Origin of the sequence: Mesorhizobium sp. 131-3-5 (genome assembly GCF_016756575.1) — a bacterium.
Lineage (GTDB): Bacteria > Pseudomonadota > Alphaproteobacteria > Rhizobiales > Rhizobiaceae > Mesorhizobium > Mesorhizobium jarvisii.
This window is the reverse complement of sequence record NZ_AP023254.1, coordinates 4,871,857-4,886,316: the sequence shown is the minus strand read 5'-3', so window position 1 is coordinate 4,886,316 and position 14,460 is coordinate 4,871,857. Positions and strand designations below refer to the sequence as shown.

Below are 14,460 nucleotides of genomic sequence, written 5' to 3'. Positions count from 1 at the left end.
CCGCAAACGTGGCGGGTCGAAAACAACTGTGTTAATGGCGCGGCAATGCGTGTCGCCCAAAAGTGTGCAGCGGTTTTGGGGCAACGATAAGCATAAGCAAATTGCCCCGAACCGGAGGATTTCAGGCCATGGCAACAGCAGCGGCAGCGTCGAACAAATTCGAATCCTTCTTCGAAACCACGCTGGAAGACGCCGATCCGGAGATTTTCGGCGCCATCCGTAACGAGCTTGGCCGCCAGCGTCATGAGATCGAGCTGATCGCCTCGGAAAACATCGTTTCCCGTGCGGTGCTCGAGGCGCAGGGGTCGATCATGACCAACAAATACGCCGAGGGCTATCCGGGCAAGCGCTACTATGGCGGCTGCCAGTTCGTCGACGTGGCCGAGGAACTGGCCATCGAGCGGGCGAAGAAGCTGTTCGGCTGCAATTTCGCCAACGTCCAGCCGAACTCCGGCAGCCAGATGAACCAGGCGGTGTTCCTGGCGCTGCTGCAGCCCGGCGACACCTTCATGGGCCTCGACCTCAATTCCGGTGGCCATCTCACCCACGGCTCGCCGGTCAACATGAGCGGCAAGTGGTTCAAGGTTGTCTCCTACGGCGTGCGCAAGGAAGACCATCTGCTCGACATGGACGCGATCGAGAAGACCGCGCATGAGACCAAGCCGAAGCTGATCCTGGCTGGCGGCACCGCCTATTCGCGCATCTGGGACTGGAAGCGCTTTCGCGAGATCGCGGATGCGGTCGGCGCCTACCTGATGGTCGACATGGCGCATATTGCGGGCCTGGTCGCCGGCGGCGTGCATCCCTCGCCATTGCCGCACGCCCATGTGGTGACGACCACCACGCACAAGTCGCTGCGCGGCCCGCGCGGCGGCATGATCCTGTGCAACGACGAAGACATCGCCAAGAAGATGAACTCGGCGGTGTTCCCCGGCCTGCAGGGCGGCCCGCTGATGCATGTCATCGCCGCCAAGGCGGTAGCCTTCGGCGAGGCGTTGAAGCCGAGCTTCAAGGTCTATGCCGAGAGTGTGGCCGCCAACGCCAAGGCGCTGGCTTCGAGCCTCAAGGAGACGGGCCTCGACATCGTCTCCGGCGGCACCGACAACCATCTGATGCTGGTCGATTTGCGCCCCAAGAACGCCACCGGCAAGCGCGCCGAGGCAGCCCTTGGCCGCGCCAACATCACATGCAACAAGAACGGCATTCCCTTCGACCCGGAAAAGCCCTTCGTCACCTCGGGCGTGCGTCTCGGCACCCCGGCCGGCACCACGCGCGGCTTCGGCCAGGCCGAATTCCGCGAGATCGGCAAGCTGATCGCCGAAGTGCTGGATGGTCTCAAGGTCGCCAATTCGGACGAGGGCAATGCCGCGGTCGAGGCGGCGGTCAAGGCCAAGGTCGTGGCGCTGACCGATCGGTTTCCGCTCTATCCCTATCTCGGCTGACATCCTTATCGATTGACCAGGCGCGAAGCGTCATCTTTTATCCGCCGGCGGTGCGCCACCCCTGATCGGGTGGCGCATGGAACTGGAGAAACGATGATGCGCAATTTTCGTATCGCCTTGCTCGGCGCTGTGGGATGGCTGGCCGTCTGTGGACCTGCTTCGGCGCAGACACAGCCCGCTCCGGACATGCCTTTCACAAGCACCTTCGGCCGATGGACAACCATGGTCGATACACTCGATACCGGCCAGGATGCGCACAAGACCTGCGCGGCTTCGACGGCGTTCTACGATGCGAGCGGCAATTCGGGTACGCTGACCTTGTCGATCTCGACCGGCGATGCGCTGCCGCCTAATGCCTATCCGGCCATCATGCTCACCGTCGACAACAAGCAACTGCCGACCGGCAAGAAGATCGCGGCGACGTTCGGCGATCCCGGGGTCAAGGTTTCGGCAACGGTCTATTCCAACGATGCCGGCATCGGCCGTCCGAGCTGGACGGTCGACAATCAGGCCAAGACCAGTCTCGCGCTACTGCGAGCCATGCGTCAGGTCGTCTCGCTCGACGTGACTTTCGGCAAGCAGGCCTTCGCCAGCATCCCTATGGACGGCTTCACCAAGGCCTACCGCAACCTCGGGACGTCTTGCGGCTTCCCGACCAAGGACGTCGCGCCGTGACGGCCTGGTCGCGGTAGGGACCGCGGATGGACATCGTCTGGAAGGGTGTGGTCGGCGGGCTGGTGACGGCGCTGATCGTCTGGGCGTCCAAACGGGGCAATGTCCTGCCAGGTATCCTGCCGCTGGCGCCGACCTTTGCCGTCATTGCCTTGCTCGCCGTCGGCGCCAAAGGCGATCCGGGCGGTTTTCGCGATGCCTGCCTTGCCGGAATGAAGACAATTCCCGCCTATCTTGCCTTCCTCGGCGCCTGCTGGTTGTTCATAGACAAGGTCGACTATCGCCTGGCTGTTGCCGGCGGCATCGCCGTCTGGCTGGTTGCCGCGCTGGCAATCTTCCTCGCGCCTCGCTATCTCTGATGCTGCAGTCCGTTGAAGAGACGCAACGGCTTCAATCCCGGTCGGAAAGGCTCTAAGCCTTTCGCCTCACCAGATTCGCGAACCCAAGGCTCTCCATGCGCTGTCCCTATTGCCAGTCCGAAGATACGCAGGTGAAGGACTCGCGCCCCGCCGAAGATGGCGCGGCGATCCGCAGGCGGCGTATCTGCCCCGATTGCGGTGGCCGGTTCACCACCTTCGAGCGCGTCCAGTTGCGCGATCTGGTCGTGGTCAAGAAGTCGGGCCGGAAAGTGCCGTTCGACCGCGACAAGCTGCTGCGCTCGGTCGAGATCGCGGTGCGCAAGCGCAATGTCGATCCCGAACGCATCGACCGCGCGGTGACCGGCATCGTGCGCCAGCTCGAAAGCTCCGGCGAGACGGAAGTGGCCTCCGGCGAGGTCGGCCGGCTGGTCATGGAGGCGCTGAAGTCGCTCGACGACGTTGCCTATGTGCGTTTTGCCTCGGTCTACCGCAATTTCCGTGAGGCCAAGGATTTCCATGAACTCCTGGGCGAGTTGAAGGGCGACGAAGACAAGAGTGAAGAGGACGCCGGCTGAGCATGGCAGCATCGCAACTGAGCGAGGCCGAACAAGCGGCCCTTGATCGTCGTTTCATGGCCGCCGCCTTGCGGCTTTCGCGCAGGAATGCCGGCCGCACCTCCACCAACCCTTCTGTCGGCACGCTGATCGTGCGCGATGACGGCGAGGGGCCGATGATCGTCGGTACCGGTGTCACCGCCATTGGGGGCCGGCCGCATGCCGAGACCGAGGCGTTGGCCGAGGCCGGCGAGCTCGCGCGTGGTGCCACCGCCTATGTCACGCTGGAACCTTGCGCCCATCACGGCCGCACGCCGCCTTGCGCCAATGCCCTGGTCAATGCCGGCATTGCGCGCGTCGTAGGGGCTGCCAGCGATCCGGATCCGCGTGTCTCCGGCAAGGGCTATGCCATCCTGCGCGCCGCCGGCATCGAGGTGGTGGAGAAGGTGCTGGCCACGGAAGCCGCCGAGCAGATGGCAGGCTATTTGATTCGATCTCTGCGAAAACGCCCGGAAGTGACGCTGAAGCTTGCGCTTTCGAGCGACGGCAAGATCGGCAGGAAAGGCGCCGGCCAGGTTGCGATCACCGGCGAGATCGCGCGTCGCGATGTCTATCTGATGCGCGCGGAGTCCGACGCCATCCTGATTGGCATAGGCACGGCGCTGGAAGACGATCCGGCGCTGACTGTGCGACTGCCGGGGCTGGAAAACCGTTCGCCGGCGCGCATCATCCTCGATCGCCAGATCCGGCTGCCGGAAGCCTCGAAGCTGGTTTCCGGTGTCGACCGCGTGCCGCTCTATGTCGCTGCGTGTCTTGAGGCCGATCCGCACCGTCGCGCTGCACTCGAACGCGCCGGCGTACGCTTCATCGGCACGGAAACCCATGACGGCGTCGTCGCCTTGCCGGAACTGCTCGAAGACCTGGCGGCGCTTGGCATGGCCAGCGTGCTGGTCGAGGGCGGCGCCCAGGTCGCCAAGGCATTCCTCGACGAGGATCTGGTCGACCGCATCTTGTTGTTCCAGGGGCCGGAGGCGATCGGCGAGGATGGCATTGCATCGCCCGTTGATTCAGACCATATCCCGGCAGGCTTCCGCAAACTGCGCGAGATGCGCTTCGGCGAGGACAGCTACGCCGAATGGGTAAGGGACCTCTAGAGCCGGATGATTTCAGGTCTGTTCGACCTGAAATCTGAATCCGGCTCTAAATCAAAGAGATAGAGCATGATGTCGTCCGAAAACCGCTTCACACTTTTCGGCATCATGCTCTAGGGATCAGCATCGATGTTTACCGGAATTGTCACCGATATCGGCACCGTCGCGGCTATCAATCCGCTCAGCGAAGGCGTCGGCTTGCGCATCGATACCGCCTATGACCCCGAAACCATCGCCATCGGCGCCTCGATTTCCTGCGGCGGCGTATGCCTGACGGTCACGGCGCTGCCCGAACATGGCTCGAACGCGCGCTGGTTCGAGGTCGAGGCCTGGGAAGAGGCCTTGCGGCTGACCACGGCTTCGAGCTGGAAATCCGGCAGCAAGGTCAATCTCGAACGGGCGCTGAAGATCGGCGATGAGCTCGGCGGCCATATCGTGTCGGGCCATGTCGACGGCACCGCCGAGATCGTCGAGCGCAAGGACGAGGGCGACGCGGTGCGCTTCACGCTCGAGGCGCCGCGCCATCTGGCCAAATTCATCGCGCCAAAGGGCTCCCTCGCACTCGACGGCACGTCGCTCACCGTCAACAAGGTCGAGGGCACCCGCTTCGACGTGCTGTTGATCCACCACTCGCTGACCGTGACCACCTGGGGCGAGCGCAAGCTCGGCGACCGCGTCAATCTCGAGATCGACACCATGGCCCGCTACGCCGCGCGGCTGATCGAGGCGGCGAAAGAGGGGCTCTAGCAAGTCTGCCGAACCGGCCGGTCCAACGCGTCTGGCACCCTCCAGCAATCTTCTGCTTGCGATCAATCTGGCTTCGGCCTAAGTCACCGGCAACCCCCCGGAGACTTTTATGGCTGGTACATCCCAACACGGCAAAGCCTTCATTCGTCCGAAGGCGAAGGCGCATCTGCTGATTGTCGAAGCGCGCTTTCACGACGACCTTGCCGACGCGCTGCTCGACGGCGCGACGAGCGCGCTCGAGGAAGCGGGCGCGACTTACGACGTCGTCACCGTTCCAGGTTCGCTCGAAATTCCCGCAGTGATCACCTTCGCGCTGGATGGCGCGGCGGAAGGCGGCACAAATTACGATGGTTTTGTCGCGCTCGGCACGATCATCCGTGGCGACACCTATCACTTCGATATCGTCGCCAATGAATCCAGCCGCGCGCTGATGGACCTGTCCGTGCAGGACTCGGTCTGCGTCGGCAACGGCATCCTGACCACCGAGAACGATGCGCAGGCATGGACGCGGGCCAAGCGCTCGGAAGGCGACAAGGGTGGCTTTGCCGCGCGTGCGGCGCTGACCATGATCGCGCTCAAGGAACAATTGGGAGCGCGATCGTGAGCGAACCCGCTTCGCCCGGACAGCCCACTGTGCGCCATGCCAACAAGCGTGGCGCGGCCCGTCTGGCCGCCGTGCAGGCGCTCTATCAGATGGATGTCGCCGGCAGCGGCGTCTTCGAGATCACCGCCGAATATGAGGCGTTCCGGCTTGGCAAGGAAGTCGACGGCGCGCTTTATCGCGAGGCGGACGCCCAATGGTTCCGCGCCATCCTGACCGGCGTCGTCGAGAACCAGAAAACCATCGATCCAGTCATCCGCCAGGCGCTGACCGATGATTGGCCGCTGTCGAGGCTCGATTCGACGCTGCGCGCCATTATGCGCGCTGGCGTCTATGAATTGATGAAGCGCGAAGACGTGCCGGTGGCGGTCATCGTTTCGGAATATGTCGACATAGCCAAGGCCTTCTACGAGGAAGACGAGCCGAAGCTGGTCAATGCCGTGCTCGACCGCGTGTCACGCCGGGTGCGCGGCGAGGGGCGCGGCAAGGACGCATCGTGACGGCTATCGCCATTGAGACGGGCAGGGAGGCGCGGCGCACCGCGCTGATTCTCGCCGCCTCACAGGCGATCATCGGCTCGGCGGCGCCCATCGCCATTTCGATGGGCGCGCTGGCTGGCCAATACCTGCTCGGTGCCGACAAATCGCTGGCGACGGCGCCGATCACCGGCTTCAATGTCGGTGTCGCTCTCGGCGCCTTACCCGCCGCGGCCATTATCCGCCACCTGGGCCAGCGGGGCGGCTTCATGACCGGGACTGTCGTCACCGCGCTTGGCGGTCTGATTGCCACGCTGGCGCTTTTCCACGGTAGTTTCTGGTTGTTCGCGTTCGCGTTGCTGGTGATCGGCATCGGTGGAGCCTTCGTCCAGCAATTCCGCTTCGCTGCCGCCGACAATGCGCCGCCGCAGTTCAAGGCGCGCGCCATCTCCTTTGTGCTGGCCGGCGGCATTATCACCGCCATCCTCGGGCCACAGATCGTCATCTTCACCCGGGAACTGTTCGCACCGGTGATGTTTGCCGGATCGTTCGCCTCCATCCTGCCGCTGGCAGCCGTGGGCGCGATTATCCTGTCGTTTCTGCGCCTGCCGGCGAAGGCGGCGAGCAAGGTTGACGTTTCCGGCGGCGATGCCAGGCCCCTGTCCGAAATCGTCACCAAGCCGCGCTTCGTCGCCGCACTGTTCTGCGCCGTCGGCAGTTATGCGCTGATGAGCTTCGTGATGACCGGCGCGCCGCTGGCCATGGTCGGCTGCGGCCTGTCGGAGGACGATGCGACGCTTGGCATTTCCTGGCACGTCATGGCGATGTTCGCGCCGAGCTTCTTCACCGGCTCGCTGATCCATCGCTTCGGCGCCGAGCGCATCGTCGCCATCGGCCTGATCCTGCTCATCGGCTGTGCTGCCGTTGCCTTGTCGGGCCTGGCGCTGTGGCAATTCTGGACGTCGCTGATCCTGCTCGGCCTTGGCTGGAATTTCGGCTTCATCGGCGCCACCGCCATGGTCGCGGCCAGCTACCGGCCGTCGGAAAAGGGCAAGGTGCAGGGGTTCCACGACTTCGTCCTGTTCGGCTCCGTCGCCTGCGCGTCGCTGCTGTCGGGCATGGTCTACAACGCTTGGGGTTGGGAGATGCTGAACTGGATGATCTTTCCGGTCACAGTTCTGTGCTTCGTGGCCCTCGGCGCGCTCAAGTTGACGGCCCCGCGCAACGCGCGCACCTGATCCCTGAACTGCTGTCGAGCTGACATGATGCTGTCAGGATTGCTTCGGTTGAATTTGCCGATCTGAAACAAAATTATTGCGTCTGTGCCTATTGTTATGAAACCGTGTGCCCCGACTGGCCGTTGAAGCCATGCTCATATGCGGCCGCCGCATTCCGGTTCACAGCAAAGGGTTTTCACAATGTTTTCAGTCAAGGGTTTCGCCGGCGCGGCATTGGCGCTGGCCATCACGGCAACTTCCGCCAGTGCTCAGGTGGTCGTCTCTTCGAAGATCGATACCGAGGGTGGCGTGCTCGGCAACATCATCCAGCTCGTTCTCAACGCCAACAACATCAAGACATCGGACCGCATTCAGCTCGGCGGCACGCCGGTGGTGCGCAAGGCGATCACCGCCGGCGAGATCGACATCTATCCCGAATACACCGGCAACGCCGCCTTCTTCTTCGAGAAGGCCGATGACCCGGTCTGGAAGGACGCCGCCAAGGCCTATGAGACGGCCAAGAAGCTCGACTACGACGCCAACAAGATCGTCTGGCTGTCGCCGGCGCCGGCCAACAACACCTGGGCGATCGCCCTGCGCAAGGAAGTGACGGACCAGAACAAGCTCGTCACGCTTTCGGACTTCGGCAAATACGTCGCCGGCGGCGGCAAGGTGGTGCTCGCGGCTTCCGCCGAGTTCGTCAATTCGGCGGCCGCCCTTCCGGCCTTCCAGACCACCTACGGCTTCACGCTGAAGCCGGACCAGCTGATCACGCTTTCGGGCGGTGACACGGCGGCGACCATCGCCGCGGCCGCCAACCAGACCAGTGGCGCCAACGCCGCCATGGTCTACGGCACCGATGGCGGCATCGCGCCATCCGGCCTTGTCGTGCTTGAGGACGACAAGGGCGTTCAGCCGGTCTACCAGCCGGCGCCGATCATCCGTGAATCCGTACTCAAGCAACATCCCGAGATCGAGACGCTGCTGAAGCCGGTCTTCGCCAAGCTCGACCTGGTCACGCTACAGGAGCTAAACGGCCGCGTGCAGGTTGGCGGCGAACCGGTCAAGGGCGTCGCCGAGGACTTCCTGAAGAAAAACGGCTTTCTGAAGTAGGACGATTCCGGCGCGCCGCTCGCGTGGCGCGCCGGAACGATCGACGGGGAAGGGCGTGAAGATCCGTTTCGACAAGCTCGGCGTGGTCATTGCCGCGATCGCGGCCTATGCGGCGTTCCTCGCTCCCTTCGCCACGTTCCGCGCCAATCGGATCGTTCCGGGCCAGGCGCGCTCGATTCTCGAGGCGCTGCCAGCAACCGCCGGGCCATTGCTGATGGCTATCGTGATCGTCGCGGCGCTCATGGCGCTCTTCAGGACACCGCTTATGCTGCGCCTTGCGGCCAGTGTCGTGGCGCTTGCCGCGCTCGCGCTGCTCGTCGGAGTTGCCGGCACATTCTTGACGCCGGCCGGCAACACCCTTGCCAGGGTATCGCCGGCCTCCGGGTTCTGGGTACTCATCTTCGCCTTCACGCTTTTGCTGGCGGACGTGCTGACGCGCCTGAACTTGTCGCCTTGGGCCCGCGTCGCTGTACTGGTCGCCGCCGCCGTGGCCATCGGGCTGCTGCTAGTGTCGGGAGCCTGGAACGACCTTTCCATCCTGAAGGAATACGCCAACCGCGCCGACAGTTTCTGGGCCGAAGGTTCCAAGCATGTGACGCTGGCGCTTGGCTCGCTGCTTGCGGCGGTCGTCGTCGGCCTACCGCTCGGCATACTCTGTCATCGTGTCGAAAGGCTGCGGGCCGGAGTGCTCAACGTGCTCAACATCATCCAGACCATTCCTTCGATCGCGCTGTTTGGCCTGCTGATCGCGCCGCTCGGCTGGATCGCCACGCATGTGCCGGGAGCGGCCGCGCTCGGCATTCGCGGCATCGGCACCGCGCCGGCCTTCGTCGCCTTGTTCCTCTATTCGCTGCTGCCGGTTGTGGCCAACACCGTGGTCGGCCTCGCTGGCGTGCCGCGCGCCGCCAACGACGCGGCGCGCGGCATGGGCATGACCGACCGCCAGCGCCTGTTCGGCGTCGAATTCCCGCTGGCCTTTCCGGTGATCCTCACCGGCATCCGCATCGTGCTGGTGCAGAACATCGGCCTCGCCACAATCGCAGCGCTGATCGGTGGCGGCGGCTTTGGCGTCTTCGTCTTCCAGGGCGTTGGCCAGACCGCGATGGACCTGGTGCTGCTCGGCGCGGTGCCGACCGTGGCGCTCGCCTTCGCCGCCGCCATCATCCTCGACGCAGTGATCGAAATGACCGCCACCAAGCGCAGGGTTGAAACGGCATGATCGAGATCGAAGGCATCACCAAGCGCTATGACACGACCACCGTCGTCGACGACGTCTCGATGGTCATCGAACCACGTACCATCGCCGTCATTGTCGGCACCTCGGGCTCGGGCAAGACGACGCTGCTGCGCATGATCAACCGGCTGGTCGAACCGACCGCTGGCATTATCAAGCTCGACGGCGCCGACAATCGTTCGGTGCCGGGCTACGAACTGCGCCGAAGCATCGGCTATGCAATCCAAGGCCACGGCCTGTTTCCACATCGCACCGTGGCGCAGAACATCGCCACCGTGCCGGTCCTGCTTGGCTGGGAAAAGGATCGCATCAGGGCGCGCGTCGATGAGCTGATGACACTCTATCAGCTCGACCCCCAGGAATTCGGACCGCGCTACCCGCACGAACTGTCCGGTGGCCAGCAGCAGCGGGTCGGCGTGGCCCGCGCGCTCGCCGCCGAACCCAACGTGCTGTTGATGGACGAGCCGTTCGGCGCGCTCGATCCGATCATCCGCACCAAGGCGCAGGAGGATCTGTTGGCGATCCAGAAGCGCTTCGGCACCACCATCATCCTCGTCACCCACGACATGGAAGAGGCCGTGCATATGGGCGACAAGATCGCCGTCATGGATGCCGGCAAGCTCGTGCAATACGCCAAACCCGCCGAGATCCTGGCAAACCCGGCCAGCAGCTTCGTCGAGACCCTGGTCGGCGCCAGCGAAAGGCCATTCAGGCTGCTGTCGCTCGGACGGGTGCGTGACGCGGTGGAAAACGGCGCCGCCGAGGGCGAAGCCATCCCCGGCGATGCCAGCCAGCGCGATGCGCTGGCTGAACTCCTATGGACAGGCCGGCCGGCGCTGCCGGTCAAAGGCGCCGACGGCAAGCCGCTCGGCCGCGTTACTGTGGATGGGCTGGTCAAGCGGGCGGCGAGGCCGGCATGAAAGCCTGGCTGCCTTTGCTGCTCAGGCTTGCGCTGGTGGTGTTGCTTGTGGCGTTCGTCACCAGTCCGGGCTGGTTTGAGCCGATGCTCAAGCCGCTGACCGAGAACAACGCGCCGGTGATCTACAATCAGGGCAGCCTGCTGACGCTGACGCTGCTGCATTTGCGCACGGTGCTGATCGCCACCGTCGCCGCGACCATCGTTGCGGTGGCTCTGGCCATCCTTGTCACCAGGCCGGCGGGCGCCGAATTCCTGCCGCTGTCGCGCAGCCTGGTCAATATCGGCCAGACTTTCCCACCGGTGGCGGTCCTGGCGCTCGCCGTGCCGGCTGTCGGCTTCGGCGAGAAGCCGACTTTGATCGCGCTGTTTCTCTATGGCCTGCTGCCGATCTTCGAGAATGCTCTGACCGGGCTGACGACGCTGCCGGCCAATGTCGTCGAGGCGGCGCGCGGCGCGGGCATGACCGGCTGGCAAAGGCTCACCAAGGTCGAGCTGCCGCTCAGCGCGCCGATCATCCTGGGCGGCATCAGACTCTCGGTGGTGATCAGCCTGGCCACCGCCACCATAGGCTCGACGGTTGCCGCCAAGACGCTGGGCGAGGTGATCATCGCTGGCCTTCTGTCCAACAATCTTGCTTTCATCCTGCAGGGCGGCCTGATCGTGGCGGCCCTTGCCGTGCTGATCTATGACGGATTGTCGGCGATCGAGCGCTATGCGGCGCGGCGCATGGGACGTGAGGCGGAGTAGTCCTTCGGGATGCTGACGGCCTGTCGACATGATCATTTGGGTCATTTCAATCGATCTAAATGAGGACCGCGCCAGGCAGGGTCGTCGCGACTTTTGTCTTTTGGGCGAAAGCCGGGCAAAAACTGAACAATATCTTGACGTTCGCGGCACTGTTTCGCATACACCGATGCGAAGAGGCGGATTCCGTGCGCGGGATTCCATCTTTGTCTCATCGGCCCAGGGAGGGGTTCATTTGGGCCAACAATCGAGGAAAAATCGGCAATGACCATTATTTCCGCCGTCATCGCCTGCGGCTTGCTTTCTGTCCTATACGCTATCTGGGCGACACGTTCGGTCCTTGCGTCCGACCAGGGCAACGCACGCATGCAGGAAATCTCCGCCGCCATCCGCGAAGGCGCGCAAGCCTATCTGGCGCGCCAGTACACCACCATCGCCATCGTTGGCGTGGTCGTGCTCTTGCTCGCCTGGTGGCTGCTTTCGATCACCGCCGCGATCGGCTTCCTGATCGGCGCCGTCCTGTCGGGCGCTGCCGGCTTCATCGGCATGCATGTTTCGGTGCGTGCCAACGTGCGCACCGCACAGGCGGCCTCCAACAGTCTGGCCGCCGGTCTCGACATCGCCTTCAAGTCGGGGGCCATCACCGGCATGCTGGTGGCGGGCCTGGCGCTGCTCGGCGTCTCGATCTACTACCTCATCCTGACTCATTTCATGGGCCTGCAGCCCAATGACCGCATCGTCATTGACTCGCTTGTCTCGCTCGGCTTCGGCGCCTCGCTGATCTCCATCTTCGCCCGTCTCGGCGGCGGCATCTTCACTAAGGGCGCCGATGTCGGCGGCGATCTCGTCGGCAAGGTCGAAGCCGGCATTCCCGAGGACGATCCGCGCAATCCGGCCACCATCGCCGACAATGTCGGCGACAATGTCGGCGACTGCGCCGGCATGGCCGCCGACCTGTTCGAAACCTATGCGGTGACGGTCGTTGCCACCATGGTTCTCGGCGCCATCTTCTTCGGCGGCACCGCCATTCTCGGCGCCGCGATGCTCTATCCGCTCGCCATATGCGGCGCCTGCATCCTGACCTCGATCGTCGGCACCTTCTTCGTCAAGCTCGGGGCCAACGGTTCGATCATGGGCGCGCTCTACAAGGGCCTGATCGTGACCGGCCTGTTGTCGATCGTCGGCCTCGGCGTCGCCACCTCGGTATGCCTTGGCTGGGGCGAGATCGGCACGGTCGCCGGCATGGTCATCACCGGCAAGAACCTTTTCATCTGCGGCCTGATCGGGCTTGCGGTGACGGGTTTGATCGTGGTGATCACCGAATACTACACCGGCACCAACAAGCGCCCGGTCAACTCGATTGCCCAGGCGTCGGTCACCGGCCACGGCACCAACGTCATCCAGGGCCTCGCGGTCTCGCTGGAATCGACGGCGCTGCCGGCCATCGTCATCGTCGGCGGCATCATCTCGACCTACCAGCTCGCCGGCCTCTACGGCACGGCGATCGCCGTCACCACCATGCTCGGCCTCGCCGGCATGATCGTTGCGCTCGACGCTTTCGGCCCGGTCACCGACAATGCCGGCGGCATTGCCGAAATGGCCGGTCTGCCCAAGGAAGTGCGCCACTCCACCGACGCGCTCGACGCCGTGGGCAACACTACGAAGGCCGTGACCAAGGGCTATGCCATCGGCTCGGCCGGCCTCGGCGCATTGGTGCTGTTCGCCGCCTACTCGAACGACCTGAAGTTCTTTGCCGCCAACGGCGACAAATATCCCTACTTCCAGGGCATGGGCGAGATTTCCTTCGATCTCTCCAACCCTTACGTTGTCGCCGGCCTGATCTTCGGCGGCCTGATCCCCTATCTGTTCGGCGGCATCGCCATGACGGCCGTCGGCCGCGCGGCGGGCGCCATCGTCGAGGAGGTGCGCAAGCAGTTCCGCGAGGATCCCGGCATCATGGCCGGCACCTCCAAGCCGAACTACGCACGAGCCGTCGACCTTCTGACCAAGGCGGCGATCCGGGAAATGATCATCCCGTCGCTGCTCCCGGTGCTGGCGCCGCTCGTCGTCTATTTCGGCGTGCTCTTGATCTCGGGGTCGAAGGCCTCGGCCTTTGCCGCCCTCGGCGCCTCGCTGCTCGGCGTCATCGTCAACGGCCTGTTCGTCGCCATCTCGATGACTTCGGGCGGTGGCGCCTGGGACAACGCGAAAAAGTCGTTCGAGGACGGCTTTGTCGACAAGGACGGCGTCAAGCATCTCAAGGGTTCCGAAGCGCACAAGGCTTCGGTGACCGGCGATACGGTCGGTGACCCCTACAAGGACACCGCCGGCCCCGCGGTCAACCCGGCGATCAAGATCACCAACATCGTCGCGCTCCTGCTTCTGGCCGTGCTCGCGCACGGCTGAACGGAGCCTGGCCGTTAGATAAAACCCGCGGGGAGCGATCCCCGCGGGTTTTTTGTTTGGCCCGGATCAGGCCCGTTGCTCACTTCAAACCCCAAGACCCGCTGGTTTTTGACGCCGGCTTGCCCCGTGCTGGCCGTCCTGGCTCACCTTGGCCAAACAAAAACCCGTGAGATCGCTCCCACGGGCTTTTGGTCGCCTGAGATGTTGCTGCCTTCCAGAGGGAAGCAGGATCTGATGATCAGGGAGTGCCGCCGCCGGGGATGCCGGGCGCCAGCTTGCTGGCGCCGTTGATGATCTGGCTGAGGAAGTTCTGGTCCTTGCCGCCAGTCGGCGTGGTGCGCGAGATGAAGTCGAAGATCTTGCCGTCCTTCATGCCGTAATTGGCGATCTGGGTGACGCGGCCATCGGCGCCGAAATAGACCGCCAGAACTTTCTGGTCGACGAGCCTGGGCTTATCGAAGGCGACATAGCGCTTGCGCGTCTGCGAAATGTAATAAAAGGCCTCGTTGTCGAAAGTCGCCGTGGTCGACGGCGTGCCAAGCGCCAGAAGCACCTGCTCACGGCTGGAACCGACGGGCACCGAATCGACGGCCTGCTGATCGTAGACGTAACCTTGCGTGAACGTCTCGCTCGGATTGAGGTCGCCGATCATCTTGTTGGTGTGACACGCCGAAAGCGCCGAAACGACGAGCAGCAGCGAGATTGCGCCGGCAGGCCTGGACGAGAAGGTCGACTTGAAATTCAGCGCGCGCAACAACAATTCTCCATTATATCGCCGCAACTTGCGCTGGGCCGCAAAACCGGTAAACCAGCTTGCCTGCCGAT

General features: G+C 63.9%; 15 protein-coding genes. 14 read left to right on the top strand and 1 reads right to left on the bottom strand.

Going from position 1 to position 14,460, the window contains the following annotated elements; genetic code table 11:
- Positions 1-128 precede the first annotated feature (128 nt).
- From glyA to JG747_RS23965, 14 genes are all read left to right on the top strand, one after another.
- Positions 129-1,442, top strand: a complete 1,314-nt coding sequence (gene glyA / locus JG747_RS24030) for a serine hydroxymethyltransferase (RefSeq protein WP_019857608.1) — start codon at positions 129-131, stop codon at positions 1,440-1,442.
- 96 nt (positions 1,443-1,538) lie between these two features.
- Positions 1,539-2,117 carry a hypothetical protein gene (locus tag JG747_RS24025; protein WP_202360192.1) on the top strand — a complete coding sequence of 193 codons (579 nt, stop codon included), beginning with the start codon at positions 1,539-1,541 and terminating at the stop codon, positions 2,115-2,117.
- A gap of 26 nt (positions 2,118-2,143) precedes the next feature.
- Positions 2,144-2,473 carry a GlpM family protein gene (locus JG747_RS24020; protein WP_019857610.1) on the top strand — a complete coding sequence of 110 codons (330 nt, stop codon included), beginning with the start codon at positions 2,144-2,146 and terminating at the stop codon, positions 2,471-2,473.
- 95 nt (positions 2,474-2,568) lie between these two features.
- Positions 2,569-3,048 (top strand): transcriptional regulator NrdR, encoded by a 480-nt coding sequence (gene nrdR, locus JG747_RS24015; protein WP_019857611.1) that lies wholly within the window; start codon positions 2,569-2,571, stop codon positions 3,046-3,048.
- 2 nt (positions 3,049-3,050) lie between these two features.
- Positions 3,051-4,181, top strand: coding sequence for a bifunctional diaminohydroxyphosphoribosylaminopyrimidine deaminase/5-amino-6-(5-phosphoribosylamino)uracil reductase RibD (gene ribD, locus JG747_RS24010; RefSeq protein WP_202360191.1), 1,131 nt, complete (start codon positions 3,051-3,053; stop codon positions 4,179-4,181).
- A 126-nt stretch (positions 4,182-4,307) separates the two neighbouring features.
- Positions 4,308-4,925 carry a riboflavin synthase gene (locus tag JG747_RS24005; protein ID WP_202360190.1) on the top strand — a complete coding sequence of 206 codons (618 nt, stop codon included), beginning with the start codon at positions 4,308-4,310 and terminating at the stop codon, positions 4,923-4,925.
- A 109-nt stretch (positions 4,926-5,034) separates the two neighbouring features.
- Positions 5,035-5,529, top strand: a complete 495-nt coding sequence (gene ribH / locus JG747_RS24000; RefSeq protein WP_019857615.1) for a 6,7-dimethyl-8-ribityllumazine synthase — start codon at positions 5,035-5,037, stop codon at positions 5,527-5,529.
- A complete protein-coding gene (nusB, locus tag JG747_RS23995) occupies positions 5,526-6,026 on the top strand; it encodes a transcription antitermination factor NusB (RefSeq protein WP_202360189.1) in 501 nt (166 codons plus the stop codon). Before ribH ends, nusB begins: the two co-directional genes overlap by 4 nt.
- Positions 6,023-7,240 (top strand): MFS transporter, encoded by a 1,218-nt coding sequence (locus tag JG747_RS23990; RefSeq protein WP_202360188.1) that lies wholly within the window; start codon positions 6,023-6,025, stop codon positions 7,238-7,240. The genes nusB and JG747_RS23990 overlap by 4 nt, the downstream gene beginning before the upstream one ends.
- 180 nt (positions 7,241-7,420) lie before the next feature.
- Complete coding sequence (gene osmF, locus JG747_RS23985; protein WP_027046738.1) at positions 7,421-8,332, top strand: glycine betaine ABC transporter substrate-binding protein OsmF; 912 nt, start codon at positions 7,421-7,423, stop codon at positions 8,330-8,332.
- Positions 8,333-8,387: 55 nt separating this feature from the next.
- Positions 8,388-9,551, top strand: a complete 1,164-nt coding sequence (locus JG747_RS23980) for an ABC transporter permease (protein WP_064982548.1) — start codon at positions 8,388-8,390, stop codon at positions 9,549-9,551.
- A complete protein-coding gene (locus JG747_RS23975) occupies positions 9,548-10,486 on the top strand; it encodes an ABC transporter ATP-binding protein (RefSeq protein WP_202360187.1) in 939 nt (312 codons plus the stop codon). Before JG747_RS23980 ends, JG747_RS23975 begins: the two co-directional genes overlap by 4 nt.
- Entirely contained in the window at positions 10,483-11,232 is a 750-nt protein-coding gene (locus JG747_RS23970) for an ABC transporter permease (RefSeq protein ID WP_064982552.1), read from the top strand. The genes JG747_RS23975 and JG747_RS23970 overlap by 4 nt, the downstream gene beginning before the upstream one ends.
- A 261-nt stretch (positions 11,233-11,493) precedes the next feature.
- Positions 11,494-13,635, top strand: a complete 2,142-nt coding sequence (locus tag JG747_RS23965; RefSeq protein ID WP_038646275.1) for a sodium-translocating pyrophosphatase — start codon at positions 11,494-11,496, stop codon at positions 13,633-13,635.
- Between the two features lie 238 nt (positions 13,636-13,873).
- On the opposite strand, the gene JG747_RS23960 is transcribed toward JG747_RS23965, so the two are convergent.
- Positions 13,874-14,389 carry an outer membrane protein assembly factor BamE gene (locus JG747_RS23960; protein ID WP_027046739.1) on the bottom strand — a complete coding sequence of 172 codons (516 nt, stop codon included), beginning with the start codon at positions 14,387-14,389 and terminating at the stop codon, positions 13,874-13,876.
- Positions 14,390-14,460: the final 71 nt, after the last annotated feature.

Coding starts and splice junctions, on each gene's coding strand:
- glyA (WP_019857608.1), top strand. CDS start 129: ATGGCAACAGCAGCGGCAGCGTCGAACAAATTCGAATCCTTCTTCGAA.
- JG747_RS24025 (WP_202360192.1), top strand. CDS start 1,539: ATGCGCAATTTTCGTATCGCCTTGCTCGGCGCTGTGGGATGGCTGGCC.
- JG747_RS24020 (WP_019857610.1), top strand. CDS start 2,144: ATGGACATCGTCTGGAAGGGTGTGGTCGGCGGGCTGGTGACGGCGCTG.
- nrdR (WP_019857611.1), top strand. CDS start 2,569: ATGCGCTGTCCCTATTGCCAGTCCGAAGATACGCAGGTGAAGGACTCG.
- ribD (WP_202360191.1), top strand. CDS start 3,051: ATGGCAGCATCGCAACTGAGCGAGGCCGAACAAGCGGCCCTTGATCGT.
- JG747_RS24005 (WP_202360190.1), top strand. CDS start 4,308: ATGTTTACCGGAATTGTCACCGATATCGGCACCGTCGCGGCTATCAAT.
- ribH (WP_019857615.1), top strand. CDS start 5,035: ATGGCTGGTACATCCCAACACGGCAAAGCCTTCATTCGTCCGAAGGCG.
- osmF (WP_027046738.1), top strand. CDS start 7,421: ATGTTTTCAGTCAAGGGTTTCGCCGGCGCGGCATTGGCGCTGGCCATC.
- JG747_RS23975 (WP_202360187.1), top strand. CDS start 9,548: ATGATCGAGATCGAAGGCATCACCAAGCGCTATGACACGACCACCGTC.
- JG747_RS23970 (WP_064982552.1), top strand. CDS start 10,483: ATGAAAGCCTGGCTGCCTTTGCTGCTCAGGCTTGCGCTGGTGGTGTTG.
- JG747_RS23965 (WP_038646275.1), top strand. CDS start 11,494: ATGACCATTATTTCCGCCGTCATCGCCTGCGGCTTGCTTTCTGTCCTA.